This window comes from Acinetobacter sp. YH01009, assembly GCF_013420765.1.
Lineage (GTDB): Bacteria > Pseudomonadota > Gammaproteobacteria > Pseudomonadales > Moraxellaceae > Acinetobacter > Acinetobacter amyesii.
Genome location: NZ_VOYE01000007.1, coordinates 18,802 through 43,252, shown reverse-complemented (window position 1 = coordinate 43,252; position 24,451 = coordinate 18,802). Strand labels below are relative to the sequence as shown.

Sequence of the window (24,451 nt, the reverse complement as noted above, 5' to 3'; positions counted from 1 at the left end):
TGAGTTTTAGATGAAAAGCGCGATCCATTTTACCCATGCCAATGGTATTCCTGCTGCAAGTTATCGAAAGTTTTTATCCTACTTTGCACCGCAATTTGATGTGAAGGTGATTCCGCTTATTGGTATGGATGAGCGCTATCCGATCACCAAAGATTGGCGATATTTGGTCGATCAAGTCATAGCAGATATCGAGCACCAATTTCCAAAACAAAAAGTGATTGGGCTTGGGCATTCTTTTGGCTCTTTAGTCACACTTATGGCGGCTTATCAGCGTCCAGATTTGTTTTCGCAATTGGTCATTATGGACCCGCCTTTTGTGATAGGCCCCAAATCTGCCATTTTTGAAGGCATGCAAAAGTTAAGGCTGAAAGCTGTCGATAAAATCACGCCTGCAGCGATCACGCTGAAGCGCAATGACCATTGGTTAAACTTGGATGAAGCCTATACGGCACTACGGAATAATCGTTTATTTAAAAGTTTTGATGCGCAGTGTTTTGAAGATTACATCGCACAAGGCATTCAAGCTGATGAAAAACGCGGTGGCGTGACCCTCAGCATTCCAAAAGCCGTGGAAGCACAAATTTTCCGTACAGTGCCTGCATGGTGGTGGCGTACTCCACGTAAAGCGCCCCAAATACCTGTACACCTTATCACCGCAGATAACAGCCATTTTTATAAACAAGGTTTGCCTGACGGAATGAAGAAAACCTATGGTATAGATTATAGTGTAGTTGAAGGTGGGCACATGTTTCCACTTGAGCAGCCGAAACAGACAGCGCTACACGTCATGCAGTACTTACAGCATTAGAAAATAAAATTTGCTCATAAAAAAGGAGACCTGAACGTCTCCTTTTTTTGACCGTTAATTTTTATCGAATCTGGGCTTCGTCTAAATGGCGAGCACCTTCCAGGATCATGCGAATCATAATCATGGTTTGTTCGGCAACTTCTTTGCGTTGTTCTGTCGGTAGATCAATAACCTTTGCACCCATGTTAAACACCAATTGGGTAATACCACGTGCCACGATGTCAGGATGAGCCAACTTACTCTGATTTAAACGTTCTAGTACGATTAAATCTTCTCTTAATTCTTGTTGGAAATAGTTAAGTTGACGCTCAACTGCATTTTTATAGGAATGCGAACCAGTGTAGCCTTCACGGAGTAACAGGCTTAGGTTACCTTCATCGGCATCTAGCTGTTGAATAAATACTTCAACTGAACTACGAATAATACTGCTTTGGCGTGATGCCTGAAGGCGTGCTTCATGCAGAATTTGACGTAACACACCGCCAGCTCGATCAATCAACTCAATGGCTAATTCATCAATATCTTTGAAGTGACGATAAAAACTATTTGGAGCAATGCCAGCTTCACGTGCAACTTCACGCAAACTCAGTGATGAAATACTTTTTTGTGGACCAATTAAATTAAGCGCTGCCTGAAACAGTTCTTCCTTGGTAATCGTTGCTTTACGACCTACAGTGCGAACTGCAAGTGGAGTTTCAGCTTCAGAATGTAATTCTTCCTGGTACATGTTAACCATATTCGTCTGTGCAGACTGAGTCATATTTTTTAATAGATTAAAAACATTAACATATTATAGCGTCTGCTAATAGCTTTTGTGAAAATGTCGATTAAATGCACAAGCGTATATACAAATATATATACATGTGTATAATAATTAAAAACCTCCCATGAGTTGTATTTGATTATGCATGTACTCGAAAAAGCGAAAAAGCCTTTAAACGCACTCAAAGACAGTGTTATAGACGTCAATGCGGTGAATTTCTGGTTGCAGAAACTTAATCCGTTATGGTCTGGTAATCAGGCACTCGGCAAAATTGTACAAAAAGAAAATGCAGCAAATGAGATGGTCAGCCTAACTATACAGGTGAACCGTTTGTTTAAAATGGGTAAAGCTGGTCAGCATCATCCTGTCTTTGCTCGTGTAAATGGGATCCGTTACGAACGTACTTATAGTTTGACTCAGTTAGATGATCAACACGTATTGCTAAGTGTAAAAAAAGTGAATACGGGTATTGTGAGTACTTGGCTGGTAGAACAAGCACAAGTTGGTGACATCTTAGAATTTGGTCAGCCTTTTGGTGATATGACTTTGGTGTCAAATTCTACACCGTTGCTACTATTGGCTGCGGGTAGTGGTATTACGCCAATGTTGAGTTTGTTGAAAGCGATGAGCAAAACTAAGCAAATTGCGGAGCAACCAATTCAGTTAATGTATTGGGTTAAGTATCACGATGATGCCGCATTCAAATTACGCTTCGAAGCTTTGGCAAACCAATATCCAAACTTTAAATTTCAAATTTTCTTTACCCAAGAAGAAGTTGCTGATCCACGATTAAATGCCGCTCACGCTGCTCAAATTGACGACATTGAGCACAGTACTGTGTTTGCATGTGGTCCATCGGGTTTCGTCACTCAGGCCGAAGCGTTATTTGATCATGCACAGTGCTTTATGAGTGAAGCATTTAGCATGAGCCCAATCGCAACGGATGATATTGGCTTTGTGAATGTCACGCTTACACAATCCAATAAAACCGTCAGTATCCCAAAAGGCCAATCAATTCTAGCCAGTCTTGAGCAGCAAAATATCAAACCTAATCACGGTTGCCGTATGGGCATTTGTAATAAATGTGCCTGCAACAAAGTAGAAGGTTCGACTAAAAATATGGTCAATGGTAGCCAAAATACAGAGCCGGGTAATTTACTCAAAATTTGTGTGAACTCAGCACAGTCAGATCTTGTTATTGATTTATAAGGTAGAAAAAATATGAACATGCCTGTAAAAATTGAATATTTTAAAAATCCAAAAAACCGTGAGTTAACCCAATCGCAATTAGACGAACTTGCGCGTGAGCTTGACGCGATTAAGCAAGAAGTTTTAGATGACTTAGGTGAAAAGGATGCGAAATACATTCGTCGTGTGTATTCGACTATTCGATATTCATCTATGGCTGGTCGTGCATTATTGTTTGCAGGTTGGTTTCCGCCAGCGTGGATTTTAGGCACAGGTCTTTTAGGTTTTGCCAAAATCATGGAAAACATGGAATTAGGTCATAATGTCATGCATGGTCAATATGACTGGATGAATGATCCTAAATTCAATGGTCAGACTTATGAATGGGATATCGTGGGTACTGCAGATAACTGGCGCCAAACTCACAATTTTAAACATCATACCTATACCAACATTAAAGGTATGGATGATGATATTGGTTATGGTCTCGTTCGTTTGTTCCCAGAACAGCGTTGGAAGCCGGGCTATCTATTACAACCGATTTATAGCATTCCATTTTGCTTATTGTTTCAATGGGGTGTTGCCATTCAAAACCTTGAATTGGGTAAATACTTTAAAGGTCGCAAAACAAAACAGCAGACCAAAGAAGAATGGAAGCCAATGCAAGCCAAAATCGGCAAGCAATTATTTAAAGACTATGTGTTTTTCCCGCTTATTGCAGGGCCGGCAGCATTACCTGTGCTCACAGGGAACCTCGTTGCGAATGGTCTTCGTAATATTTGGACATTTAGTATTATTTTCTGTGGTCACTTTACCAAAGATGTTGAAGTTTTCCCGAAAAAAGTACTTGAAAATGAAAGTCGTGGACATTGGTACATGCGTCAAATTCGTGGTTCTTCAAATCTTACCGGTTCAGAAGCATTTCATATTTTGACAGGGCATTTAAGCCATCAGATCGAACACCATTTATACCCAGATGTTCCTGCGCGTCGTTATCGTAAAATGGCGCCAAAAGTACAGGCCGTATGTGAAAAATATGGTTTGAACTATAACAACGCAAGCTTAGTGAAACAGTACGGCAGTGTACTAAACCGTATTGTGAAATATGCATTTCCATTTAAAAAGTAATAACCGCTACACTAAATTTACGGGAAAAAAAGCCATGCAATTGCATGGCTTTTTTATATTAACTTTGGGGAAATATCTATTTTACTTTTTGATATGTAATTTGAGGATCTTAATCAAATTCATATAATTTCCTTTTTTAGCCATACGAATGACCAATTCAATTTCTTCTTTCGTCCACATCTGGCGAGTGGCTGAGAAGGCAAATTGAGCAAGGAGAACAAATGGATTTTCGCCAAATTTAATATGGAGGCCTTTGACATATTTCGGTGGATTGAATTGATTCATATTCTTTTCCCGCTTTTAATATTTGACCGCATTATTTCTAATTAATGAGAAAAATAGCACACTATAAAGTCAAAATAAAAGCAGAATTTTCAAAATTTAATCATATATTAGAGCGACTTAAATTTAAGTTTGTGATTGTTAACTTTGATTAATAAACCAAACTAAATCACTCGACTTTAGTCGAGTTCAGGTAGGCGCTTATCCTGTCCATTCATGAAATGGTGGGTGGCCAATTCAAACATAGCGAGGTCTTCATCGCTATTTCCATAGGCATAAACATACTCGTAGTCTTGAAGGTTAAATTGCTCCAAAACGCGAATTTTCTTTTGCTCACCACTACAGTCTAAGGTTTCATATAAACCAGTCAGTTTTTGGTTATTGGTTGCAGTTTCAGTACAGATCAGTTTGACCCCGAGCTTTTTGGCCACAGGTTTAAGATATAAATCGACGGATGCAGAAACCAATACAACTTCATGACCGCGTTTTTGGTGTTGCTGTAATTGTTCATACAGTGAAGGATTGAGTTCTGCCATCAAATGTTCAGCATATTGCGCTGCTTGATTTAAAACCTGCTCATGATTGGCTTGGCTAAACATTGCGGCATATAGGCGAGGACGCATTGCATGTGCAGGATATAGCTTGAGATAATAGCCTTGAATCCAAGGGAGAATTTTAATCCCTTGGCGCACGATATGCCTTTTAGGCAGGGAATAGAAGATGAACCCTGTAAAACTGTCTTTGTTACACAGGGTTCCGTCAAAATCAAATAAGGCTAGAGTTTTAGGTTTTTGATGCGGCGCATGCATGTTTGATAACGTCCATCGACTCGTGTGGCAAACCAATTGGTATTGTAATCACGGCTTAATTTTGGCCCCGAAATTACGACTTCAGGCATCATGGCATAAAACGGTTCTTTACCAGTCTTTTCTTGATACAACTTTTTGACCGCTTTATACGTCAAAGTATCCTCAAAGTCCTGATCTTTTTCTTTTTTAAGATCTGAACGAATTTGACGTGGTGTGGCGATCACATTATTTTCTGCAAAAACTGCAATCAGCGCGGTTTCAGACTGACTTTTTACTGAACGTGGAGAACCATCTTTATTATAAAGTAAGAGGTCACCATCTAAGCCGAGCTCAGCAGGGGTTAAGTCATTTAACATGCTCTGGAATGCTGCATTACGACTCGAATAACGACCAGAGTTATAATCTGCAAAACGATAAATCGGTTTGTCATATTCAGCCGGGTACATCATTAAACGGTGAATGCCATAATACAAACCGCCATATTGGCTATACATATCTGTACGTAGTGCCGCAATATTTCCACCTTGGCGCTTATGGTCTTTAGCATAGCCTATATGGACTTGCATTGAACCCAAAGTGGTAATTGGGTTGAGCTTTTCACCAATATCTTGTCCAACCAATTTCGCTGCGCCTGTTAATGCACTCACGTGATAATGTTTAGACATATAGTCAAAAATTTCACGATATAGTTCGTCTAGTTCACGTTCAGTTTGAACACGGCGCATTTGGCTCAAATAGTTATCTTCTGGACTTGGCTGATTTTTTAACACATCTTGGAAATAGCCAGCGACTGTACCACCGATGCCATCACCCAATTTATCTTTAAACTTTTCTTCAAGACGATCTTGAACTTCTTTAACGGCTTTTTCACCGAGTCCCGGCACATGTGGGTCAGCAACAAAATTGGACTCTTGATCGACCACAGCAACAATCGTACAGACATTTTCTTTCGTGGTCGGAATACCGAGCTGATCACTAATGTCATAGATATCATTGGCCCATGAAAGACGTTCATTCACGCGAGGTGGAATGGCTTTTTTAATCTGTTCTGCTTCCATAGTGGGTTCATCTTTGCTCCACCATGAACCATTACCACAGGCAGCCAAGCCAATGGATAAAGCCAGTACAGAAAGGGATTTAAAGCATAATGTGGTCGAAAAAGTTTTGTTCATATTTTCCAATAAACTCAGCCATATGGGAGCGACAAAGCAGGAGCAGTATACTATGCAAATTACATAAATTATGAATAAATATGTATATGCCTCATAGGTGACTGTCAATCTATTTATGGAGATCTACGCGTGTAAAAACAAGCAGTTCTGTCAGGATGATTGGAAAAAGAATGCTTTTTGAGCTAAATAGATGAATATTCCAATATCATTTTCAACAGATTATAAAAAATGAAGGTATATACTAGCTGAAATCCATAATTTTTTAAGGGGATTGTTATGCCTGCTAAATTTTTCAGTCGTTTCTTAGGTTTGATTGCGTTAGTTATGGTATTAGGGGCAATCGTTATAAACTTTGTTGTGGCTAAACCAATGGTGGAATATTGGATCTTACTCTTACTACCTTGTTTTGCAGTTCCAATTTTAACCTCAGTGATGATCACGAAGGATGAAAATCTTTAACATCATCATTCAGTAAATCTATTTTTCAATCCAATAGATGAACACTAATCAGTCTTTGCAAAAAGCTCACATCGGGTGGGCTTTTTTGTTGATGTGTCCAAAGTCTTTTATACTGTGCAAATGAGAAATTTAAAACGCCAGCACAAATTAACGGTATCAACCGTGATTTGGTCAACGGAACAAGATGCCGTGTTGATCGAACATGCAGATTTAGCTATGTCTGAATTAATCCAGCGCTTGGGATTTAGTGAAGAAGACATTTTACAAAGAAAAGAAGTATTAGGTTTAAACCGGCGGGCACGTCAAATTCAACGTTTATATTTTAAATAATTGAAGTCAAATTCATTGAAAGCTGCGAAAGACTTAAAAATGCCTGTGAATTTAAAAACCCACTATCTGTGGGCTTTTAAATTTTTGCTCAATTATTTTGCAACAGCTTCAGAAGCAGGTGCCGCTTCAGTTGCGTCTTGAGCAACTTCAGTCGTTTGAACTTCAGATGCAGCAGCTTCAACTTTTTGTTCTTCAGCAGCAAATGTAGTTGCAGCCGCCGTCGAGATAAGTGTAGCGAAAAGTACTTTGTTTAAAGTTTTCATGATTCAATATTCAGTCTATTTTTTTGGAAAAAACAACTTAATGTATTAATCATGATAAAAGTGTAATTAAAATGGGTTGTTATGTGTCTAGATTGTGAACAATTACGAAAAACTTATCAAAATAAATCAATAGTTTGAAATCTATAACAAAATAATATGTGTCATTCAAATGTCGTTTATTATTTGAAAGCTTTAAAAAGAAAACCCGAATAATTCGGGAAGTGTATTTTACGTTGTTATTACAGCGAAACTTACCCACTTTTCGCTTAATAACAATTTATCGCTGAAATATGACGCCATGATGAAAAGGAGATTATTGAGCAGGGCATTCAATTTTGAGTTTTTCTTTGTAATAGTCCTGTGCGATCTTCAAATCGTTCAACATTTTATCTTGAGTATAGTCTTGGGCTGCGAGTTTGAGCATGGCAGGCATGTAGTTAGTTTTATATTCATGAGGGTAGTCATGACATAAGACTTGGGTTTTTTCCTTGATCGATGTACTTTGAGCATCTAAAACATCAAGGTATTGACTGATTTGCGCATCTGACTGCTCAAATTGTTGAGTCGCTTGTTCCGTTGTTAAATCAGCGTTTTGGCTTTCAGCTGCAGCCACCTCGTCATTCGGTTGTTGGCAGGCAGTCAGAAAAGTAGCGAAAAATATAAAAGAGAGAATTTTCAATTTTTTCATAAAGTTTAACTCACTGATGTGAATTTATAGATTTAAGTTTTCAATGATTTTAGCAGTATCCCTCTATAGTAACACCTGTACAGGCAGATCTGCTGAAAGTCTGATGTTGAATCGATAGTGTGTTAGCTAGAAGGTATATACATAACTTTCAACGACTCTTAAGCAAAAGCGTAGAAATTTTTGTATGGAATTACTAAACTATCGCATTGCAAATTTGCCGTCCAATTCCGAGGCTTCAAATTCCTCAATTCAATCGTTGAGCAATGTTGATATTCATTGTCATCATTCAATTGTATAATCATTGCCATGAAACGTTTTTACGCTCAACAGATTTTGCGAACATACATTTGAATTTAGCATTGTTAAAAGTGGCTTCGAAGATTTCGAATGTGGTTCGGGCATCATTTGCTAAATATAGCTAGAGGTTAAAACATTGAGTCAACATCCTGTCATTCAAGAATTGTTCGATCGTCCCATCGAGAGAAAACTGTGGGTGGCACCTATGGCAGGGGTTACAGATCGCCCATTTCGTACACTTTGCAAATACTTTGGTGCAGGTCATGCGGTCAGTGAAATGATGACGGCAGATAAGACACTACGCATGAGTAAAAAGAGTCTTTATCGTGCCAATTTTGATGGTGAAATAGCGCCTATTTCTGCCCAAATTGCAGGGTCAGATCCAGCTGAACTGGCTGAAGCCGCTCGCTATCAAGTGGCAAATGGTGCGCAAATTGTCGACATTAATATGGGATGTCCGGCGAAGAAAGTCTGTAATAAGTTAGCAGGTTCAGCGCTGCTCAAAGATGAAGACTTAGTGGCTCGCATTTTAGATGCTGTGGTTGATGCAGTTGATGTGCCCGTGACCTTAAAAACCCGTTTGGGCTATCTCAATGGTCATGAAAACATTATGCGCGTTGCGAAACGTGCCGAAGAAGCTGGGATTGCTGCATTGGCGCTTCATGGTCGTACACGTGAAGATATGTATCTGAATACGGCGCGTTATAGCTTAATTAAAGATGTGAAATCGTTGATCAATATTCCTGTGATTGCCAATGGTGATATTGATACACCTGAAAAAGCCAAATATGTACTGGATTATACCGGTGCTGATGCAGTCATGATTGGCCGTGCAGCTCAAGGTCGCCCATGGATATTCCGTGAAATAGGACATTACCTGACGACGGGTGAGCATATGGCGGCGCCAAGTATTATGGAAGTCCGTGACGTATTACTCGGACATTTATCTGAGTTATATGGTTTTTATGGTGAATATTCAGGTTGTCGAATTTCACGCAAACATATTGCTTGGTATACCAAAGGTTTACGTTCTAGTAATGAGTTCCGCCAAAATATGTATAAAGTTGAATCTACAGCAGATCAATATAAAGTCGTCGAGGACTATTTCAATCACCTACTCGATCATGGTCAGATCATGAGTGATGTTCAGGTTGATCATGTCAATTTGCTTGAAACCAAACGAAGTAGATCTGCATTATTCGATACAAAGTAGGTCGATTTAAGCTAGTTAGATTGATTTGAAATAAGTACCTAATTAATAAAAAAGCCCTCAATATTGAGGGCTTTTTTATAGGCATTCATGTTTGAATGACGCGTTGAGCGAGGTCTTAGTTAAAGCGCATTTCTAAAATCAATTGATTGATCAAGTCGGGTGCTTCCAATTCACGTATTTGAGAGACGTTGGTTCCCGCCCAAAAAGCACCATATTCATGTACACCATGCTTGCTAGCAGCGGCATGTAATTGTTTGCCTAAATCATAGCTATATGGGTAAGCCGGAACGGTCGGGCGTGTTGGTGTGTCAATATCTGTGTGCCAGTTATTGATAATGCCACGAGCAGGGCGGCCTGAAATACTTGATGTAATCTGCGTGATGGGTGCATCAAATAATGCTTTGCGATAAGCTTCATTTGCATTTGATGTTTTGCATTGCACAAAAGCAGTGCCCAATTGAACAGCATCTGCACCCAACTCCATAATTTGATAGGCCTGATGTCCATTCATAATGCCGCCAGCAGCAACAATGGGGCATTGAATATGGCGTTTCAAGAGCTGAACCAAATCACGAGTCTTGACGCTGCTATCAAAGTTTTCATTGAAAATGCCGCGGTGACCACCAGCTTCAATACCTTGAGCAATCACGATATCAATGCCTGCAGCTTCGATCAGTTTAGCTTCTGCTAAGTTGGTTGCAGAAACTAGAGTCAAAATACCCGCTTGTTTCAAGGCCTGGATTTGATGTGGATGTGGAATACCAAAATGGAAGCTTACCGCTTTAGGGCGCGTTTCCAGTAAGAGGTTTAGAAAATGGTCATTGTCTTTAAAGCTTGGATAAATACAGTTCAGTGCTTCTGGAGCTTCTGCATTATATTGAGCAAAGCGTGATTTAAATTGCATGATCCATTTGGCAGCAACTTGTTCATCGAGTTCTACTGTATCATGACAAAAGAAATTCACCTGAAAAGGTTGGTCAGTAAGTTCTTGAGTTTGTAAAATTTGCTGACGTGCATTCTCAACACTGCTTGCACCTAAACCCAGTGAACCAAGTCCACCTTGATTTGACACTTCTGCAGCAAGCTCAGGTGTAGAAACACCTGCCATTGGGGCAAGAAATATAGGGTGTTTGATGCCAAGTTTTTCTAATAAAGTCATGTGCATACTCCAATCACTCTAATTACTTTGCCCAAGCGAGTGAAATTAAGCAAATAATATTCGTTATTTCATATCAAAATGGTCTTATGCTTACACGAAAGTTGTACTTGAAATTAAGCGACACCTCGTGTCGTAGTAATGATGTATGACCCGACTTTTGAGGTGGATCCTTTTAAAATAATGCTGTGTTCACTTTAAATTTATAATTCTCCCATGTCTGAACGTATCCGTGAAAAACTGCAAATTTTAGCCGATGCTGCCAAATATGATGTCTCATGTTCTTCGAGTGGTAGTAAGCGCCAAAATAAAGACAAAGGTCTGGGTAATACTGGAAACGGCATTTGCCATAGCTATACCGAAGATGGTCGCTGTGTTTCGTTATTAAAAATTCTATTTTCCAATGTCTGTATTTTTGACTGCGCATATTGTGTGTCCCGTCGAAGTAACGACGTAAAGCGCGCAGCATTTACGGTACAGGAAGTGGTCGATTTGACCATGAATTTTTATCGTCGGAACTATATTGAGGGGCTATTTTTAAGTTCGGGAATTTTTAAATCAGCAGATTACACCATGGAGCGCATGTTGCAAGTGGTGAAAAAGCTGCGTTTAGAAGAAAATTTCAATGGTTATATTCATCTGAAGACCATTCCGGGGGCATCTCAGGAAATCATTACCGAAGCAGGTTTATATGTCGACCGTATGAGTATTAATTTGGAAATGCCGACAGAAGATGGGTTAAAAAAATTTGCACCTGAAAAAAGCCATGTCGAAGTTCAAAAAGACTTAGGTATCGTCCGAGACCGTTTGATTCAATTTAAAGATGAACGAAAAATAATACGTACAGTGCCTAAGTTTGTACCCGCAGGACAAACGACGCAAATGGTGGTGGGCGCACATCAAGAGTCTGACCGTGATGTCATACTGATGGCAGACCGTCATTACAAAGAGTTTAAGCTTAAGCGTGTGTATTACTCAGGTTATATTCCAATTAATGAAGAGGAGCGTGCGCTGCCAGCTGTGGGTTCTGCGCCACCGTTATTACGAGAAAATCGGTTGTATCAAAGTGACTGGTTGATGCGTTTTTATGGGTTTGAAGCGACAGAGTTGGTCGATGAAGAGCATCCAAATTTAGAATTGGATATTGATCCAAAATTAGCGTGGGCACTGCGTCATCCAGAGCAATTTCCCGTGGATATCAGCCGTGCAGAATATCAGATGATCTTGCGAGTGCCGGGTATTGGTGTACGTTCTGCTAAAAAAATTGTTCAAGCACGACGTTTTGGGAAAATCCATATCGACCAATTAAAACGTATGGGTATTTCCTACAACAGAGCACAACATTTTATACGCTGTGAAGATTCTCCCAAATTTATTCGAGATCAACAGCCACATCAAATACGTCAGCAGATCTTGCAAAGTGGTCAGTCGAAATATACTCAGCAGATTTCACATCAATTGAACTTAGGTTTTTAGGATACAGTCGTGAGTATTTATGTCTTTGATGGCACGATGACAGGATTACTAAGCTGCATTTTTCGGGCCTTTCAATTTAAGGAATTTGACGTACAGATTTGCACGGATGGGCAAGTACAGGCGGGTCTTTTCGCCGATGTCATTGATGTAGCAAGTCATGATGAACATGCACAGCGGGTATGGCAGGGTTTAAAACTCAAAGCATCTGATCGTGCGTTGAAACAGTTTTATTATGCATTTTTATCCGAGCAGCAGCAGGCTTTTCAGCATTGCTTTAATTTTGCAGTGTATGTGTTTCAGCAGCAGCGAGATGTATCAAAGAATTATGGTCATGCAGACGTATTGGGTCTGAGTCAATGGGCGAAGCAAGTGGGACGTGAAAAACATCGTATGGAAGCTTTTGTGCGTTTTAAAAAATGTCAGGATGGTTTGTTTATTAGTTTAGTCTCACCTGATTTTAATGTATTGCCTTTGATCGAGCGGCATTTTAAGGCACGCTATCAAGATCAACGTTGGCTAATTTACGATGAAAAACGTAACTATGGCATTTACTATGATCTACAGCAGGTGCATCAAGTGGATATGGATGCCACAACCATAGACGGGCAAATACTGTCAGGTCATAGTCAATCCTTCAATATCGAACTGGATGATGATGAAATTTTATATGATCAGCTTTGGAAAGATTATTTTAGAAGTGTCAATATTGAAGCTCGACGTAATATGAAATTACATGTGCAGTATGTGCCACGTCGTTATTGGCGTTATATGAATGAGAAAGCGATTTAAGTGTGAATCATCTAGTTGTTTTCGGGCATAATGATTGCGCTTTTGATTGTTTAAGTGAGACCTTGATGAAATTATTTCTTGTTACGACCGTTCTGACGGCAATGACGCTCACGGCGTGTTCTGCAAATGAACAAGAAAAGAAAACATTCAATCCGCAAAGTTATCAAGTTGCCGATACTGCTGGATTACAACTACGCTTTGAACAATTAAATCAAACTCTAGCAAAAGATTTTAGCCAACTAAAAAAAGTAGAAAGTATGGCTTTTTCAGATCAATCCGCTTTAGATGTTCAGAACTTAAAAACTTTAAATCAGCATTTTGTTGCCAATACCGCTTTAAAAAGCTCCAAAATTGCCTATTGCGAAGTAATGAATCATTATTTTACCGAAATGTATCATCTTGGACATGTGAACTTGGCCTTGGTGAAAGATGTTAAACTGCCAAATGCCGCAAGCGAAGATTTGAGTCAGGTATTTGCAAATGCTGACCAATTTTATGATTTTATTATCAACCGCTATACCACATACAAACAGGCACAAGAAACCATGCAATATGGTTGTAATCTAAAAGGTGCACTGACAGATTAAAAAAAAGCCCCTCACTTGAGGGGCTTTTTATTTCACAGATATTAGCAGCCTGTTAATTTTTCAGGTTGTGGACGTTCGCCAGGGAAGAAGATTGGACGTAATTTGACGCCGATACCGTTCCCAATGAAGGCAAATACTAACCATAACCAGCCGTGTAAACTACCTGAAGCGATACCGCTGAAATATGCACCAATGTTACAGCCGTATGCTAAACGTGCGCCATAACCCAACATCAAACCACCGATCACAGCTGCTAGCAGTGAGCGTTTTGGGATATTAAAGTTCGGTGCAAATTTGCCTGCTAGGCTCGCTGCGAGTAAGGCACCGAGCATGATGCCGAAATTCATCATCGACGTAATATCAAACCATAATGATTCGGTCAGTGCTTTGGCATTTGCAGGTTGTTGCCAATATGCCCAAGATGCAACATCGATCCCCATGACACTTGCTGATTTTGCGGCCCAAACGGCTAAGGCAGAGGTTACGCCCCAAGGACGGCCTGCAAGTGCGAGTGTGGCAAAGTTCAGTAAAGTCAGGATAATTCCGCCCCAAACCAATGGCCATGGTCCACGTAGAAAACGTTTCCAACCGTGTTGCATTGCTTGCGGTTCAACTTCAAGCTGACCATGGCGTTTCTTTTCAAAGTAAACTGTTGCTGCGGCAATGATTGTAAAAAGCACAAAGTTTAATGCCAGTGCAGGAACTACACCAAAGCTTTTGACTAAAGAAATCGGCTCAAAGTGGGGAAGGTCAAACCACCATTGAATATGTGAAGTTGCAATCAATGAACCTGTACAGAAGAAGATCAGCGTTACAATCATACGTGCGCTACCTGCGCCCACAGTGTACAGGGTCCCTGATGCACAGCCGCCGCCAAGTTGCATACCAATACCAAAAATAAAGGCACCGATCATCACGGACATTGAAACAGGATTAACGTTACCTTTGACTGGGTTGCCAAATAATTCACCCGCACCTAAAGCAGGGAAGAAGAGCAGTACAGCCAAAGCCAACATGATCATTTGTGCACGCAAGCCACGACCACGACGCTCTTTAATAAAGACACGCCAACTTGAGGTAAAACCAAAAGATGCGTGATAAAGGGTCATACCCAAAGCACCGCCAATTAAAAATAGCAATGCTTGGTTAACGCCTACAACCAGATAAGCACCAATGGTGCCTAAAATTAATAAAACAAAAGCCACCCAAATCGATACATTGGATCGATTGGCTGGCGTAGCAATAACAGACATGGAGAAAAAAGCTTAAAAAATGTACCTCTATTTTACGGTTTTTATATATTGTAAAAATTAATATTGTTTGGAATTCACACAATCATTGCTGTGAATAATTGATTTTCAATATTTGTAAAACTGATAAAAGAAACATTAAACTGGATTTACATTAAATAAAGAACCAATCCAGCTAGAAAATAGCATGGCTGCAATGCCCCAAAGCGCAACACGTAGACTGCCTTTCAACATAGAAGTGCCTGCTGCATAACTGGCTAAGGCACCGAGGAGTGCTAGGGAAATCACGCCAACGGCCATAACGGTTTTTTCAATATGCATGTCAGCACTGATCAAGATCGCAACCATCGGAAATAGTGCACCAATTGAAAATGCTAAAGCCGATGAGAGTGCTGCTTGAACGGGTTTTGCTGCGGTATTGTCATGGATTCCAATTTCATCTCGCGCATGGGCTTCTAGTGCATCATGGGCCGTCAATTGGACTGCAACTTCATGGGCTAGGGTTGGCTCTAACCCACGATTTACATAAATTTGAGTCAGCTCTTTAAGCTCCATTTCTGGGTTACGTTGTAATTCTTTATGCTCCATGTGAAGATCTGCTTTTTCGACGTCTTCTTGAGATTTCACAGAGATATATTCACCCGCAGCCATAGATGTTGCACCAGAGATGAGTCCTGCAATACAGGTAATGAGTAAGGTATGGCTAGAAGCACCACTTGCTGCCATGCCCATAATTAAACTGGTGACGGAAATAATGCCATCATTTGCACCGAGTACAGATGCACGTAGCCAACCAGTACGTTCCATAAAATGTTTTTCGGTATGATGTGAATAAGACATTCTTTTCTCTAAATTTGTTATATATATGACGTCATAAGATTGACCTGACGTCAGTTAAATTTCAAGTTAAAAATGGATTGAAACAACACGCTGAGCAAAAGACAAATATAAAAAAAGCACCCGAAGGTGCTTTTTTTAAAGAATGCTTATTGTTGAGCTTTTTCTTTCACGTTTGCTGCACCTTGCTCAACAGCACCTGCTGTTGCAGCAGTCGCGTCTTTAGCTGCTTCTTTTGCATTGTGTGCAGCAGCTTCAGCATTTTCTGCTGCATTATCAGCTGCTGTCGCAGTTGCAGTTGCAGCATTATCTACAGCAGTAGCTGTCGCAGTTGCTGCTTCTGAAGTTGCATCAGCGATGTCATGGCCTGCTTGGTCAGCAGCGTTTTCTAGGTGTTCACCAGTTGTTGCACCTGTTTCTGGCGCTTTGTCTTTATTACAGCCAACAAGTGCAACAGTTGCAGCCAAACCTAAAGCAACAAGTAATTTATTCATTTTGATCTTTCCTTTTTTTGTTATGCCCGTAGCATGGGCTGAATTTATATTAGCTGAAAAAATATTCAAAAATCGATCAAAAATTGTTGATTTAGTGTAATTTTATCCAGCTTATTTTGTAGTTTAAAAGCCTTTATATCTACTTATAGCGTTAAGTGTTTTGAGTAAATAATTCTTCAATTGAGTTAACAAGTAGATAGATAAATTCACTGTCTTCATGGCGCCATAAATATATTTCTTCCCCCAATTGTGTATCGTCTATCGTATGCATCAATAAATAATCGCCATCACCGTTATGTGCAATGGCAATGCTGTTTTCAGGGAAGTCTTCAATTTTACTTATAGTTTGATGTTCTGCGGCTAGATGATTCGTTGTGCGTTTTATTCTTTTCACATCGCTGGTGTCCTGGAAGGGGAAGAGCCACCATGCTTCGATATCATCACCATCTTCAAATTCATCCGCACTAGAAAAGCTAATGCCGAATTCGCCACCATTTTCAATTTGCATTTTGGCTTTATATTTTTCTGGAAACTTAAATCCTAATTGTTCTTCAGTTGCAGTAATAAATTTTAAGTCTAATGGAAAGGGCATGATATTGTTCTTAAATTATTTTGGTGTTTTATGAATAAGCTAGGCGTAAATTTTAGTCAATATTTTTTACACTAGTTATTTTTATCCTAGATGTTTTAGTTATGGACATATGGGGCATAAAAAAGCCTGCAATCAATGCAGGCTTTTTTGAGAAATTAATCTATTAAGATTAAAGACCAGCAGATGCTTTAAGCGCTTCCACTTTGTCAGTTTTTTCCCATGTAAATGCGGTATCAGAACCTTCACGACCAAAGTGACCATACGCAGCAGTTTGTTGGTACATCGGTTGGATTAAGTTCAACATACGAGTAATACCGTATGGACGTAAGTCAAAGTGTTCACGTACAAGTGCAATAATCAAATCTTCAGATACTTTTGCAGTATTGAATGTGTTGATCGAGATAGATGTTGGTTCTGCAACACCAATCGCATATGACACTTGAATTTCACATTTGTCAGCTAGGCCGGCAGCCACAATGTTTTTAGCAACATAACGGCCTGCATAAGCAGCAGAACGGTCCACTTTTGATGGATCTTTACCAGAGAACGCACCACCACCGTGACGAGCCATACCACCGTAAGTATCTACAATGATTTTACGGCCTGTTAAACCACAGTCGCCTACAGGGCCGCCAATGACGAACATACCTGTTGGGTTGATATGGAATTTAGTGTCTGCATGGAACATTTCAGCAGGAATCACTTTTTTCACAATTTCTTCAATTACCGCTTCTTTCAATTGAGCTTGAGTAATTTTTGGATCGTGCTGAGTTGAAAGTACAACTGCGTCTAAGCGAACTGGCATGCCATTTTCATAAGCAAATGTTACTTGGCTTTTTGCATCAGGACGTAACCAAGCAAGTTTGCCTTGTTTACGTAGTTCAGCTTGTTTTTCCATTAAGCGATGCGCATATGAAATAGGTGCTGGCATAAGCACATCAGTTTCACGGCTTGCATAACCAAACATTAAACCTTGGTCGCCCGCACCTTGATCTTCTGGTTTTTGACGGTCAACACCCTGAGCAATTTCAGGTGATTGCTTACCGATCATGTTGATCACGGCACAAGTTGAACCATCAAAGCCAAGATCTGAATGGTGGTATCCGATACCATTTACGGTATTACGAACAATCGCTTCAAAGTCAACATTTGCAGTTGTTGTGATTTCACCGGCAAGTACAACCGCACCCGTTTTTACAAGCGTTTCACAAGCAACCCGTGCATATGGGTCTTCTTTTAAGATTGCATCCAAAATAGCATCACTGATTTGGTCAGCCATTTTATCCGGATGGCCTTCGCTTACAGATTCCGAGGTAAATACAGCGTACTCGCGCATAAGTCCTATCACAGTTAAATTTAAAGACGCAATATGTTACATCGAGAATGCGTTTAGGACTAGCTCAACATGACCAAATTGGATGAAATTAATTCATTTCAATGACTTTTTAATTGATATATGCATCTAAAAAATTGATATGAGCTATGGATTTCTCAATTTAATTTTTTATGATGAGATAAAACAGAGATATTGGGCTTTGGCACAAGCAACAATGTGATTAGGCGTTCAATTGCCTAAATTGTTTTTTTAAGTGAATCAATTATAAGAATAAATCAAATCCATATCCTGAGATTTATCATTGATGAACGTCATGAACTGTCAGAATATGACTGTAAACGACAATTATTCGTTTAATTTAAAAAATCAAACACAATAAGTACGGGCTTTTGAGACTTGGTATGCAAATTGCCTATTTGTCATTACGTTGAATGGGGGAAACGTAATGAAACAGTCTGGTTTTACACTCATTGAAATTATGATCGTTGTGGCAATCATCGGTATTTTGGCTGCAATTGCTACTGTATCTTACAATGGCTATGTTGCTCGGGCGCAAGTGGCTGAAGTATTAACAATGATTTCACCCTATAAATTAAAACTGATTGAAAATTATTCAGCGGAACAAAGCTGTGTAGATTTGAATACAGCGCTAAATGAAAGTATCAGTACCAAGTATATTGCGAGTAGTGAAATTACTGATGTGGCAGGAACGTGTTCAGTGGTTTTTACGTTTAAATCAACAGATGTCAATTTTGCTCTTCGCTCAAAGCAGATCTATTTTAGTATTCCAGATGGTTTAAATGGTGCTTGGAATTGTCAATCGGATGATATTTCGCAGCGAAATTTACCTGCTACATGTCGTGGTATATAAATATTGAATGTGAAACCGTGAGTATATTGGATAAGTGCTGATTTCAAAGGGATGAGTTTGCTGTTTGAGTTACCCAAACCGTAGAGGGTGTATTTTATATGAAATCAAATTTCAAATGGTCATTTATCTGGATCGGCTTTGGCTGCTATTTATATTCACGATTTCCATTCGATGTAGCGGACTTTTATCAGTTATGAAGCGGTTGCTTTCTCTGCCAAACTCTAAATATGCATTGCGCTGTCATTGATTCGCCATATAAAAGCGTCACTGTATACAAAATAAACGACATGCATAGGCTTGAAATTGAGCAATAAGCGCCCAAAATACAGGTGGTGCAGGAATAATTAGCGAAAATTTGCCCCTGAGGCTTTACCCATTCCGCTTTTTTTAAGACAATATGCGCATCTTTGAATTCTTATTCATCTAACTCTTTTAAACCATTTGTTTGGACTCTGACCTATGACAACCCCGCTTAACGAACGTCGTATTGCAAACGCAATTCGTGTATTGGCAATGGATGCTGTGCAAAAAGCAAATTCAGGACATCCAGGTGCTCCAATGGGGATGGCAGATATTGCTGATGTGGTATGGCGTGAATTCCTCAACCACAACCCTGCAAACCCACAATGGGCAAACCGTGACCGTTTCGTATTGTCAAACGGCCATGGTTCTATGTTGCAATATGCGTTATTGCACTTAACAGGTTATGACCTGTCTATTGAAGATTTGAAATCTTTCCGTCAATTGCATTCTAAAACGCCAGGTCACCCAGAATTGGGCTATGCACCTGGTATCGAAACAACCACGGGTCCATTGGGTCAAGGTATTGCAAACGCTGTAGGTTTTGCACTTGCTGAAAAAACTTTAGCGGCTCAATTCAATAAAGAAGACATCACAGTTGTAGACCACAACACATACTGTTTCTTGGGCGACGGCTGTTTAATGGAAGGTGTTTCTCACGAAGCATGTTCATTGGCTGGTACTTTGGGTCTAGGTAAATTGGTTGTTTACTACGATGACAACGGCATCTCAATTGACGGTGAAGTGGAAGGTTGGTTCTCTGACGACACAGAACAGCGTTTCTTGGCATACGGTTGGCAAGTGCTTAAAGTTGATGGTCATGATGCAGACGCAATCCGCGCAGCAACTGTTGAAGCAAAAGCTGAAACTACCAAACCAACTTTAATTATCTGTAAAACCATTATTGGTTTAGGTTCGCCAAACAAACAAGGTAAAGAAGATTGCCACGGTGCGCCGCTTGGCAATGATGAAATCGCTTTAACTCGTGAAGCTTTGGGTTGGACAGAAGGTCCATTTGAAATTCCTGCTGATGTTTATGCAGCTTGGGATGCAAAAGCCAAAGGTACTGCTTCTGAATCTGCTTGGAACGACACATTTGCTGCTTATGCTGCTAAATATCCAGCAGAAGCAGCTGAACTAAAACGTCGTCTTTCTGGTGACCTTCCTGCTGACTTCGCAGCAAAAGCGGATGCTTATATTGCTGAAGTAAATGCTAAAGCTGAAACAATCGCTACTCGTAAAGCTAGCCAAAATGCCATTCAAGCATTTGCACCGCAACTTCCAGAAATTCTAGGTGGTTCTGCTGACCTTGCAGGCTCTAACCTGACTTTATGGAAAGGCGCAGAAGGCGTTGAATCTAACCCAGCGGGTAACTACGTTCATTACGGCGTACGTGAATTCGGTATGACTGCGATTGCTAACGGTGTTGCACTTCATGGCGGTTTCGTTCCTTATGTAGCAACATTCCTGATGTTTATGGAATATGCGCGTAATGCAGTACGTATGTCTGCATTGATGAAACAGCGTGTGATTCATGTGTATACCCATGACTCAATTGGTCTAGGTGAAGATGGTCCTACTCACCAACCTGTAGAGCAAATTGCATCTTTACGTGGTACACCAAATCTGAACACTTGGCGTCCATGTGACACTGTAGAAGCGTCTATTTCTTGGAAATCTGCGCTGCTTCGTTCAGAAGGCCCTACAGCATTAATCTTCTCTCGTCAAAACTTGCCATTCCAAACTCGTACAGCAGATCAAATTGCTGACGTTGCGAAAGGCGGTTATGTACTTGCAAAAGAAAAAGGCGAATTGAAAGCAATCATCATTGCGACTGGTTCAGAAGTTTCATTGGCAATGGATGCTTACGCACAGCTTGACGGCGTACGTGTTGTTTCTATGCCATGTGCTGAAGAATTCGTAAAACAAGACGCTGCTTACCGTGAAGCGGTTCTTCCTGCTGCGATCCGTGCGCGTGTTGCTGTTGAAGCTGCGCATGTGGACTACTGGTGGAAATTTGTTGGTCTTGATGGTCGTGTAATCGGTATGACGACTTACGGTGAATCTGCTCCAGCAAAAGACTTGTATCAACACTTTGGTATTACTGCTGATGCTGTTGTTGCTGCTGTGAAAGAAATTACCGCTTAATCTGTAAAGATTAACCGTAATAAAGACGCCCCAGAGAAGGGGCGTTTTTTATTGCAGAGATTAAATTTATTTTAAATTGTGAAATAACGATTTGTAACGAATGAATTAAAGCATTGGTTTAAAATTAATTCATTCATGCAGTATTCAGCCACGGGTGCAATGTTGCCCCAAGTGAGGAAACGATGAGCCTTTATGATCAGATAAATGATGAAATTGTACTGATGGATGCTGGTGAACAGAAATGGATTGGCACAGACTTAGAGCTTGAAGCCATGGTTGCAGTAGAGTTGATGTTGCAAGATTTGCAAGAAGACAAAGTGATTAAGATTCGCCGTAAGAACCATGAAAAGCATACAGGTTTAAAGCAGGTAGATCGGATCTTGGTTGAAAAGCTATAAGCTGAATAGTTAAAAAGTCCGAATCTTCGGGCTTTTTATTTGCCTATCGTATTTATAAAACAGATAAGAAAACGTTCTTTCAAGACTCATCATGTTTAAAAAGAGCGCATAAAATACAGTGTTTTCAACACAAAATGCTTTATTTCAGTTATAAAAATCCAGTGATCATTTAAAAAAGACATTGAACGTGCAAATACAAATTAAAAATTTAACTGAAATTTCAAAAAGCCAATGGCAGCCGCTCTGGGAGCTGTATTTAGAATTTTATAAAAGTCAGGTGGCGGATGCAGTGACCGAGCGAACATGGCAAAGGTTACATGCTGCTGAGTGCGAACATATGTATGGCTTTGCAGCCGTAATTGAACATCAAGTGGTTGGGATCGTGCATGTCATTGAACATGAGAGCTGCTGGACATTGCAGCCTTATGCCTATTTGCAAGATTTATATACGCTTGAAGAATATCGCGGGCAGGGTATTGGTAAGGCGCTGATCGCGAAAGTGAAAGAATATTGTGATCAGCGGCAGTGTGACCGTGTGTATTGGCTTACGCATCAGGACAATGAAACTGCGCAAAAGCTGTATGATCAAATCGCGAGAAAAACCGGATTTATCCAATACCGCTGTCATTAACTCAATGTAAAAGGCCATTCCAAATCAACAGCAGCTTTTGCGCATCTCAGTATTAAGCTGAAACTTTAAAGTTTTTAGTCGGGTCTGCATCTTGCTGAATGATCCATTCTCCACCTACGCGGAATGATGATGCTGAGGCATAGGTATCTTCCATAAATTGGAAAAAGCTGATTAAACCGTTTTGAACTTTGGCTTTAATTGAAAAAGGCGAGGTGAAAGTATTTTTTGCATAGACTGAGGTGTAGGTGAATTGACCAAATACAGCTACGGTTTCATCTTCAGCGATCATATCGGTGATTTGAAAGTCGTCGATATTCCAGTAGGTCCCGACGTTGGCAAAGGTATATATATAAATGTCTCTACCTGTGCCAGACCCAGCCCACGGCTCAATTTGTTTCAGTTCTGGGTTGCTGAAGTTTAGGGAAACATACGCTGCGTCTTCTGCAACCAGCAGTTGAGTTGCATTTTCGACGAGTTCTTTTGAAGTATTCATAAGAAATGCCAAAACGACATCTTTGGGCGTTTTAGTGTTTAAGGCTTTTTCAATAGCCAGCGATTGTTCTGTCATTTTTGGGTACTCAGATTTTTATGATGTCTAAAAATCTTAAGTGGATTTGTTTTGAAAACCTACGACTCAGATGGGTTGATGTTTCCTAAATTTAGGATAAATAGCTCATGGATCAATTAAATTATTAAGCATATGAAATATATTAGAAATTTAATAATTAAGAGTGATTGTAGATGCTGCTACAGATTTTACAAAACTATCGTTCTAAACATGCAACAAAACGTTTTATCTTTAAAGCTGTAATACGGCTAAAAATCTATAGACTTAATGGTATTCGAAAGTGAGATAAAAACATGAACTTTAAAGCATTAACAATCGGTTTGGCGGTAGCATCAGTTACAACAATTTCTATGGCAAAACCTGTTGCCTATCAAATTGATCCTACTCATACAGCAACAGTATTTACTTGGAATCATTTTGGTTTCTCAACGCCTTCTGCAAACTTTAGTGACATTCAAGGGACAATCAATGTCGATAATGCAAAACCTGCAAATTCGTCTGTGAATGTGACGATTCCATTATCGAGCTTAAATACCAATGTCAAAGCATTAGATGATCATTTAAAAACAGCTGATTTCTTTGATGCTGAAAAATATCCAAATATCACGTTTAAAAGTACAAAAGTTCAAGCGATCAGCAAAACTAAATACAAAATCACGGGTGATTTAACAGTTAAAAATGTGACTAAACCAGTGGTATTGGATGCTGTATTGAACAAGCAAGCCGTTCACCCAATGACTAAGGCGGAAACGATTGGTTTCAATGCAACGACTTCTTTTGATCGTTCAGCATTTGGTGTCGGTGCATATGTACCAAATGTAGGCGACAAAATTACGGTAAATATTACGACTGAAGCGGCTGTATCTACAGCAAAGGCAGCAGCGAAATAAGATTTAGCTCCCTCAGCTAAGTTAAGAAAGCACCCATTTGGGTGCTTTTTTATGTCTTATTTAACTGGTGTGTGATCAACTGCGATTGAGCAGCAATAGGCAGCCAAAACTGATGAAAATTCCACCGGTAATGGCGTCAATTTTTTTACTAAATTTTTGATAGTAATGGGTCATTTTAGGTGCTGAGAATAAGACCGCAACCAATGCAAACCAAATCAAACTTTCAATAAAGACTAAAGCCAATAAAGAGCTTTGATCAAAAATGCTGACCTTTGCACTGATCCCAATGGAAAATACACTAGTGAAATAAACCAATGCTTTAGGATTGGCCATATTGGTCAAGAAACCTTGGAATAACAGCGTCAAAGGCGATTTTTTCTGTACAGCTTGCTCGGTTGGTTTCGTTATTGTGCCGAGGTCTTTACTCCATGCAGATTTTAATAACTGAGAGCCTAAATATAAAAGATATAAGCCACCCAAAATCATGAGGCATTGTTGTAACCAAGCCATTTTTTGAAATAGAAAATGTAAGCCACTTATTGCACAAATTGACCAAACTAAAATACTAAGTGATATACCTAATGCGGCAAATAATGCATGTGATCTGGATTGTCGAATAGCACTTTGAGTGACAAAAAAGAAGTCTGGGCCTGGGCTGATGAGAGCAAAAAAGTGGATGAGCGCAATGCTGAGTAAGGGAGTCATTCTAATGGCTTATACGTTTTGAA

General features: G+C 39.8%; 28 protein-coding genes and 1 pseudogene. 15 read left to right on the top strand and 14 right to left on the bottom strand.

All coding sequences use genetic code 11. The annotated features are described in order from the left end of the window. The first annotated feature begins 10 nt into the window (after positions 1–10). Positions 11–808, top strand: a complete 798-nt coding sequence (locus FTT76_RS08805) for an alpha/beta fold hydrolase (RefSeq protein ID WP_180007929.1) — start codon at positions 11–13, stop codon at positions 806–808. A 61-nt stretch (positions 809–869) separates the two neighbouring features. On the opposite strand, the gene fabR is transcribed toward FTT76_RS08805, so the two are convergent. Next, a complete protein-coding gene (gene fabR, locus FTT76_RS08800) occupies positions 870–1,544 on the bottom strand; it encodes an HTH-type transcriptional repressor FabR (protein WP_372491111.1) in 675 nt (224 codons plus the stop codon). Positions 1,545–1,712: 168 nt separating this feature from the next. Between fabR and FTT76_RS08795 the strand changes: the two genes are divergently transcribed. Then, the gene (locus FTT76_RS08795; RefSeq protein WP_180007930.1) at positions 1,713–2,780 is read left to right on the top strand and encodes a ferredoxin reductase; all 1,068 of its coding nucleotides are present in this window, start codon (positions 1,713–1,715) and stop codon (positions 2,778–2,780) included. A gap of 12 nt (positions 2,781–2,792) precedes the next feature. Then, a complete protein-coding gene (locus FTT76_RS08790; RefSeq protein WP_180007931.1) occupies positions 2,793–3,887 on the top strand; it encodes an acyl-CoA desaturase in 1,095 nt (364 codons plus the stop codon). A gap of 81 nt (positions 3,888–3,968) precedes the next feature. Here FTT76_RS08790 and FTT76_RS08785 read toward each other — a convergent pair whose 3' ends face one another. The 3 genes from FTT76_RS08785 to FTT76_RS08775 all read right to left on the bottom strand — a co-directional run bounded on the left by FTT76_RS08785 (position 3,969) and on the right by FTT76_RS08775 (position 6,150). Beyond that, on the bottom strand, positions 3,969–4,172 hold the full coding sequence (locus FTT76_RS08785; protein ID WP_078188800.1) for a hypothetical protein: 204 nt from the start codon (positions 4,170–4,172) through the stop codon (positions 3,969–3,971). 176 nt (positions 4,173–4,348) lie between these two features. Next, positions 4,349–4,978: an HAD-IB family hydrolase gene (locus FTT76_RS08780; RefSeq protein ID WP_180007932.1), complete on the bottom strand. Its 630-nt coding sequence runs from the start codon at positions 4,976–4,978 to the stop codon at positions 4,349–4,351. Then, positions 4,945–6,150, bottom strand: coding sequence for a DUF1615 family protein (locus tag FTT76_RS08775; RefSeq protein ID WP_180007933.1), 1,206 nt, complete (start codon positions 6,148–6,150; stop codon positions 4,945–4,947). Before FTT76_RS08775 ends, FTT76_RS08780 begins: the two co-directional genes overlap by 34 nt. A 276-nt stretch (positions 6,151–6,426) precedes the next feature. Between FTT76_RS08775 and FTT76_RS08770 the strand changes: the two genes are divergently transcribed. Continuing rightward, positions 6,427–6,609, top strand: a complete 183-nt coding sequence (locus FTT76_RS08770; RefSeq protein WP_078193584.1) for a hypothetical protein — start codon at positions 6,427–6,429, stop codon at positions 6,607–6,609. 120 nt (positions 6,610–6,729) lie between these two features. Continuing rightward, positions 6,730–6,939, top strand: coding sequence for an acyl-CoA thioesterase (locus FTT76_RS08765; RefSeq protein ID WP_180007934.1), 210 nt, complete (start codon positions 6,730–6,732; stop codon positions 6,937–6,939). Between the two features lie 92 nt (positions 6,940–7,031). On the opposite strand, the gene FTT76_RS08760 is transcribed toward FTT76_RS08765, so the two are convergent. Together FTT76_RS08760 and FTT76_RS08755 are read right to left on the bottom strand one after the other, a co-directional pair. Further along, positions 7,032–7,202, bottom strand: coding sequence for a hypothetical protein (locus FTT76_RS08760; protein ID WP_180007935.1), 171 nt, complete (start codon positions 7,200–7,202; stop codon positions 7,032–7,034). A 313-nt stretch (positions 7,203–7,515) separates the two neighbouring features. Continuing rightward, positions 7,516–7,890, bottom strand: a complete 375-nt coding sequence (locus FTT76_RS08755) for a hypothetical protein (protein WP_180007936.1) — start codon at positions 7,888–7,890, stop codon at positions 7,516–7,518. A gap of 460 nt (positions 7,891–8,350) precedes the next feature. Between FTT76_RS08755 and dusB the strand changes: the two genes are divergently transcribed. After that, entirely contained in the window at positions 8,351–9,400 is a 1,050-nt protein-coding gene (gene dusB / locus FTT76_RS08750; RefSeq protein ID WP_257224363.1) for a tRNA dihydrouridine synthase DusB, read from the top strand. A gap of 115 nt (positions 9,401–9,515) precedes the next feature. Here the strand turns inward: dusB and FTT76_RS08745 are convergent, their stop codons facing one another. Next, the gene (locus FTT76_RS08745; RefSeq protein WP_180007737.1) at positions 9,516–10,559 is read right to left on the bottom strand and encodes a nitronate monooxygenase family protein; all 1,044 of its coding nucleotides are present in this window, start codon (positions 10,557–10,559) and stop codon (positions 9,516–9,518) included. A 213-nt stretch (positions 10,560–10,772) separates the two neighbouring features. Between FTT76_RS08745 and FTT76_RS08740 the strand changes: the two genes are divergently transcribed. The 3 genes from FTT76_RS08740 to FTT76_RS08730 all read left to right on the top strand — a co-directional run bounded on the left by FTT76_RS08740 (position 10,773) and on the right by FTT76_RS08730 (position 13,408). Beyond that, positions 10,773–12,032 (top strand): putative DNA modification/repair radical SAM protein, encoded by a 1,260-nt coding sequence (locus FTT76_RS08740; protein WP_180007738.1) that lies wholly within the window; start codon positions 10,773–10,775, stop codon positions 12,030–12,032. A gap of 9 nt (positions 12,033–12,041) precedes the next feature. Further along, positions 12,042–12,821 carry a TIGR03915 family putative DNA repair protein gene (locus FTT76_RS08735; protein ID WP_180007739.1) on the top strand — a complete coding sequence of 260 codons (780 nt, stop codon included), beginning with the start codon at positions 12,042–12,044 and terminating at the stop codon, positions 12,819–12,821. Between the two features lie 65 nt (positions 12,822–12,886). Beyond that, positions 12,887–13,408 (top strand): hypothetical protein, encoded by a 522-nt coding sequence (locus tag FTT76_RS08730; protein ID WP_180007740.1) that lies wholly within the window; start codon positions 12,887–12,889, stop codon positions 13,406–13,408. 41 nt (positions 13,409–13,449) lie between these two features. On the opposite strand, the gene FTT76_RS08725 is transcribed toward FTT76_RS08730, so the two are convergent. The 5 genes from FTT76_RS08725 to metK all read right to left on the bottom strand — a co-directional run bounded on the left by FTT76_RS08725 (position 13,450) and on the right by metK (position 17,917). Next, the gene (locus FTT76_RS08725) at positions 13,450–14,661 is read right to left on the bottom strand and encodes a YeeE/YedE family protein (RefSeq protein ID WP_180007741.1); all 1,212 of its coding nucleotides are present in this window, start codon (positions 14,659–14,661) and stop codon (positions 13,450–13,452) included. 135 nt (positions 14,662–14,796) lie between these two features. Further along, positions 14,797–15,498, bottom strand: coding sequence for a VIT family protein (locus tag FTT76_RS08720; RefSeq protein WP_180007742.1), 702 nt, complete (start codon positions 15,496–15,498; stop codon positions 14,797–14,799). A 146-nt stretch (positions 15,499–15,644) separates the two neighbouring features. Next, a complete protein-coding gene (locus FTT76_RS08715; protein ID WP_078188782.1) occupies positions 15,645–15,989 on the bottom strand; it encodes a hypothetical protein in 345 nt (114 codons plus the stop codon). 151 nt (positions 15,990–16,140) lie between these two features. Continuing rightward, positions 16,141–16,581 carry an SMI1/KNR4 family protein gene (locus tag FTT76_RS08710; protein ID WP_180007743.1) on the bottom strand — a complete coding sequence of 147 codons (441 nt, stop codon included), beginning with the start codon at positions 16,579–16,581 and terminating at the stop codon, positions 16,141–16,143. 169 nt (positions 16,582–16,750) lie between these two features. After that, on the bottom strand, positions 16,751–17,917 hold the full coding sequence (gene metK, locus FTT76_RS08705; protein WP_078188779.1) for a methionine adenosyltransferase: 1,167 nt from the start codon (positions 17,915–17,917) through the stop codon (positions 16,751–16,753). 445 nt (positions 17,918–18,362) lie between these two features. On the opposite strand from metK, the pseudogene FTT76_RS17810 reads away from it, so the two are divergent. From FTT76_RS17810 to FTT76_RS08685, 5 genes and pseudogenes are all read left to right on the top strand, one after another. After that, positions 18,363–18,459: pseudogene (locus FTT76_RS17810) on the top strand (prepilin-type N-terminal cleavage/methylation domain-containing protein); the annotation flags it as partial. A 14-nt stretch (positions 18,460–18,473) separates the two neighbouring features. Then, positions 18,474–18,788 (top strand): pilin, encoded by a 315-nt coding sequence (locus tag FTT76_RS08700; RefSeq protein WP_257235079.1) that lies wholly within the window; start codon positions 18,474–18,476, stop codon positions 18,786–18,788. Between the two features lie 459 nt (positions 18,789–19,247). After that, on the top strand, positions 19,248–21,236 hold the full coding sequence (gene tkt / locus FTT76_RS08695; protein WP_180007744.1) for a transketolase: 1,989 nt from the start codon (positions 19,248–19,250) through the stop codon (positions 21,234–21,236). 182 nt (positions 21,237–21,418) lie between these two features. After that, complete coding sequence (locus FTT76_RS08690; RefSeq protein WP_078188774.1) at positions 21,419–21,634, top strand: hypothetical protein; 216 nt, start codon at positions 21,419–21,421, stop codon at positions 21,632–21,634. 187 nt (positions 21,635–21,821) lie between these two features. Next, a complete protein-coding gene (locus FTT76_RS08685; RefSeq protein ID WP_227591806.1) occupies positions 21,822–22,265 on the top strand; it encodes an N-acetyltransferase in 444 nt (147 codons plus the stop codon). A 52-nt stretch (positions 22,266–22,317) separates the two neighbouring features. On the opposite strand, the gene FTT76_RS17660 is transcribed toward FTT76_RS08685, so the two are convergent. Next, positions 22,318–22,833: a nuclear transport factor 2 family protein gene (locus FTT76_RS17660; RefSeq protein WP_249679944.1), complete on the bottom strand. Its 516-nt coding sequence runs from the start codon at positions 22,831–22,833 to the stop codon at positions 22,318–22,320. 293 nt (positions 22,834–23,126) lie between these two features. Between FTT76_RS17660 and FTT76_RS08675 the strand changes: the two genes are divergently transcribed. Continuing rightward, positions 23,127–23,723 carry a YceI family protein gene (locus FTT76_RS08675; protein ID WP_078188771.1) on the top strand — a complete coding sequence of 199 codons (597 nt, stop codon included), beginning with the start codon at positions 23,127–23,129 and terminating at the stop codon, positions 23,721–23,723. A 75-nt stretch (positions 23,724–23,798) separates the two neighbouring features. Here the strand turns inward: FTT76_RS08675 and FTT76_RS08670 are convergent, their stop codons facing one another. Further along, on the bottom strand, positions 23,799–24,428 hold the full coding sequence (locus tag FTT76_RS08670) for a LysE family transporter (RefSeq protein ID WP_180007745.1): 630 nt from the start codon (positions 24,426–24,428) through the stop codon (positions 23,799–23,801). Between the last annotated feature and the right edge of the window lie 23 nt (positions 24,429–24,451).

Bases quoted from the DNA above. Each gene is read 5' to 3' on its own strand.
- FTT76_RS08805 (WP_180007929.1), top strand. From the start codon at position 11: ATGAAAAGCGCGATCCATTTTACCCATGCCAATGGTATTCCTGCTGCA.
- fabR (WP_372491111.1), bottom strand. From the start codon at position 1,544: ATGGTTAACATGTACCAGGAAGAATTACATTCTGAAGCTGAAACTCCA.
- FTT76_RS08795 (WP_180007930.1), top strand. From the start codon at position 1,713: ATGCATGTACTCGAAAAAGCGAAAAAGCCTTTAAACGCACTCAAAGAC.
- FTT76_RS08790 (WP_180007931.1), top strand. From the start codon at position 2,793: ATGAACATGCCTGTAAAAATTGAATATTTTAAAAATCCAAAAAACCGT.
- FTT76_RS08785 (WP_078188800.1), bottom strand. From the start codon at position 4,172: ATGAATCAATTCAATCCACCGAAATATGTCAAAGGCCTCCATATTAAA.
- FTT76_RS08780 (WP_180007932.1), bottom strand. From the start codon at position 4,978: ATGCATGCGCCGCATCAAAAACCTAAAACTCTAGCCTTATTTGATTTT.
- FTT76_RS08775 (WP_180007933.1), bottom strand. From the start codon at position 6,150: ATGAACAAAACTTTTTCGACCACATTATGCTTTAAATCCCTTTCTGTA.
- FTT76_RS08770 (WP_078193584.1), top strand. From the start codon at position 6,427: ATGCCTGCTAAATTTTTCAGTCGTTTCTTAGGTTTGATTGCGTTAGTT.
- FTT76_RS08765 (WP_180007934.1), top strand. From the start codon at position 6,730: ATGAGAAATTTAAAACGCCAGCACAAATTAACGGTATCAACCGTGATT.
- FTT76_RS08760 (WP_180007935.1), bottom strand. From the start codon at position 7,202: ATGAAAACTTTAAACAAAGTACTTTTCGCTACACTTATCTCGACGGCG.
- FTT76_RS08755 (WP_180007936.1), bottom strand. From the start codon at position 7,890: ATGAAAAAATTGAAAATTCTCTCTTTTATATTTTTCGCTACTTTTCTG.
- FTT76_RS08745 (WP_180007737.1), bottom strand. From the start codon at position 10,559: ATGACTTTATTAGAAAAACTTGGCATCAAACACCCTATATTTCTTGCC.
- FTT76_RS08740 (WP_180007738.1), top strand. From the start codon at position 10,773: ATGTCTGAACGTATCCGTGAAAAACTGCAAATTTTAGCCGATGCTGCC.
- FTT76_RS08730 (WP_180007740.1), top strand. From the start codon at position 12,887: ATGAAATTATTTCTTGTTACGACCGTTCTGACGGCAATGACGCTCACG.
- FTT76_RS08725 (WP_180007741.1), bottom strand. From the start codon at position 14,661: ATGTCTGTTATTGCTACGCCAGCCAATCGATCCAATGTATCGATTTGG.
- FTT76_RS08720 (WP_180007742.1), bottom strand. From the start codon at position 15,498: ATGTCTTATTCACATCATACCGAAAAACATTTTATGGAACGTACTGGT.
- FTT76_RS08715 (WP_078188782.1), bottom strand. From the start codon at position 15,989: ATGAATAAATTACTTGTTGCTTTAGGTTTGGCTGCAACTGTTGCACTT.
- FTT76_RS08710 (WP_180007743.1), bottom strand. From the start codon at position 16,581: ATGCCCTTTCCATTAGACTTAAAATTTATTACTGCAACTGAAGAACAA.
- metK (WP_078188779.1), bottom strand. From the start codon at position 17,917: ATGCGCGAGTACGCTGTATTTACCTCGGAATCTGTAAGCGAAGGCCAT.
- tkt (WP_180007744.1), top strand. From the start codon at position 19,248: ATGACAACCCCGCTTAACGAACGTCGTATTGCAAACGCAATTCGTGTA.
- FTT76_RS08690 (WP_078188774.1), top strand. From the start codon at position 21,419: ATGAGCCTTTATGATCAGATAAATGATGAAATTGTACTGATGGATGCT.
- FTT76_RS17660 (WP_249679944.1), bottom strand. From the start codon at position 22,833: ATGACAGAACAATCGCTGGCTATTGAAAAAGCCTTAAACACTAAAACG.
- FTT76_RS08675 (WP_078188771.1), top strand. From the start codon at position 23,127: ATGAACTTTAAAGCATTAACAATCGGTTTGGCGGTAGCATCAGTTACA.
- FTT76_RS08670 (WP_180007745.1), bottom strand. From the start codon at position 24,428: ATGACTCCCTTACTCAGCATTGCGCTCATCCACTTTTTTGCTCTCATC.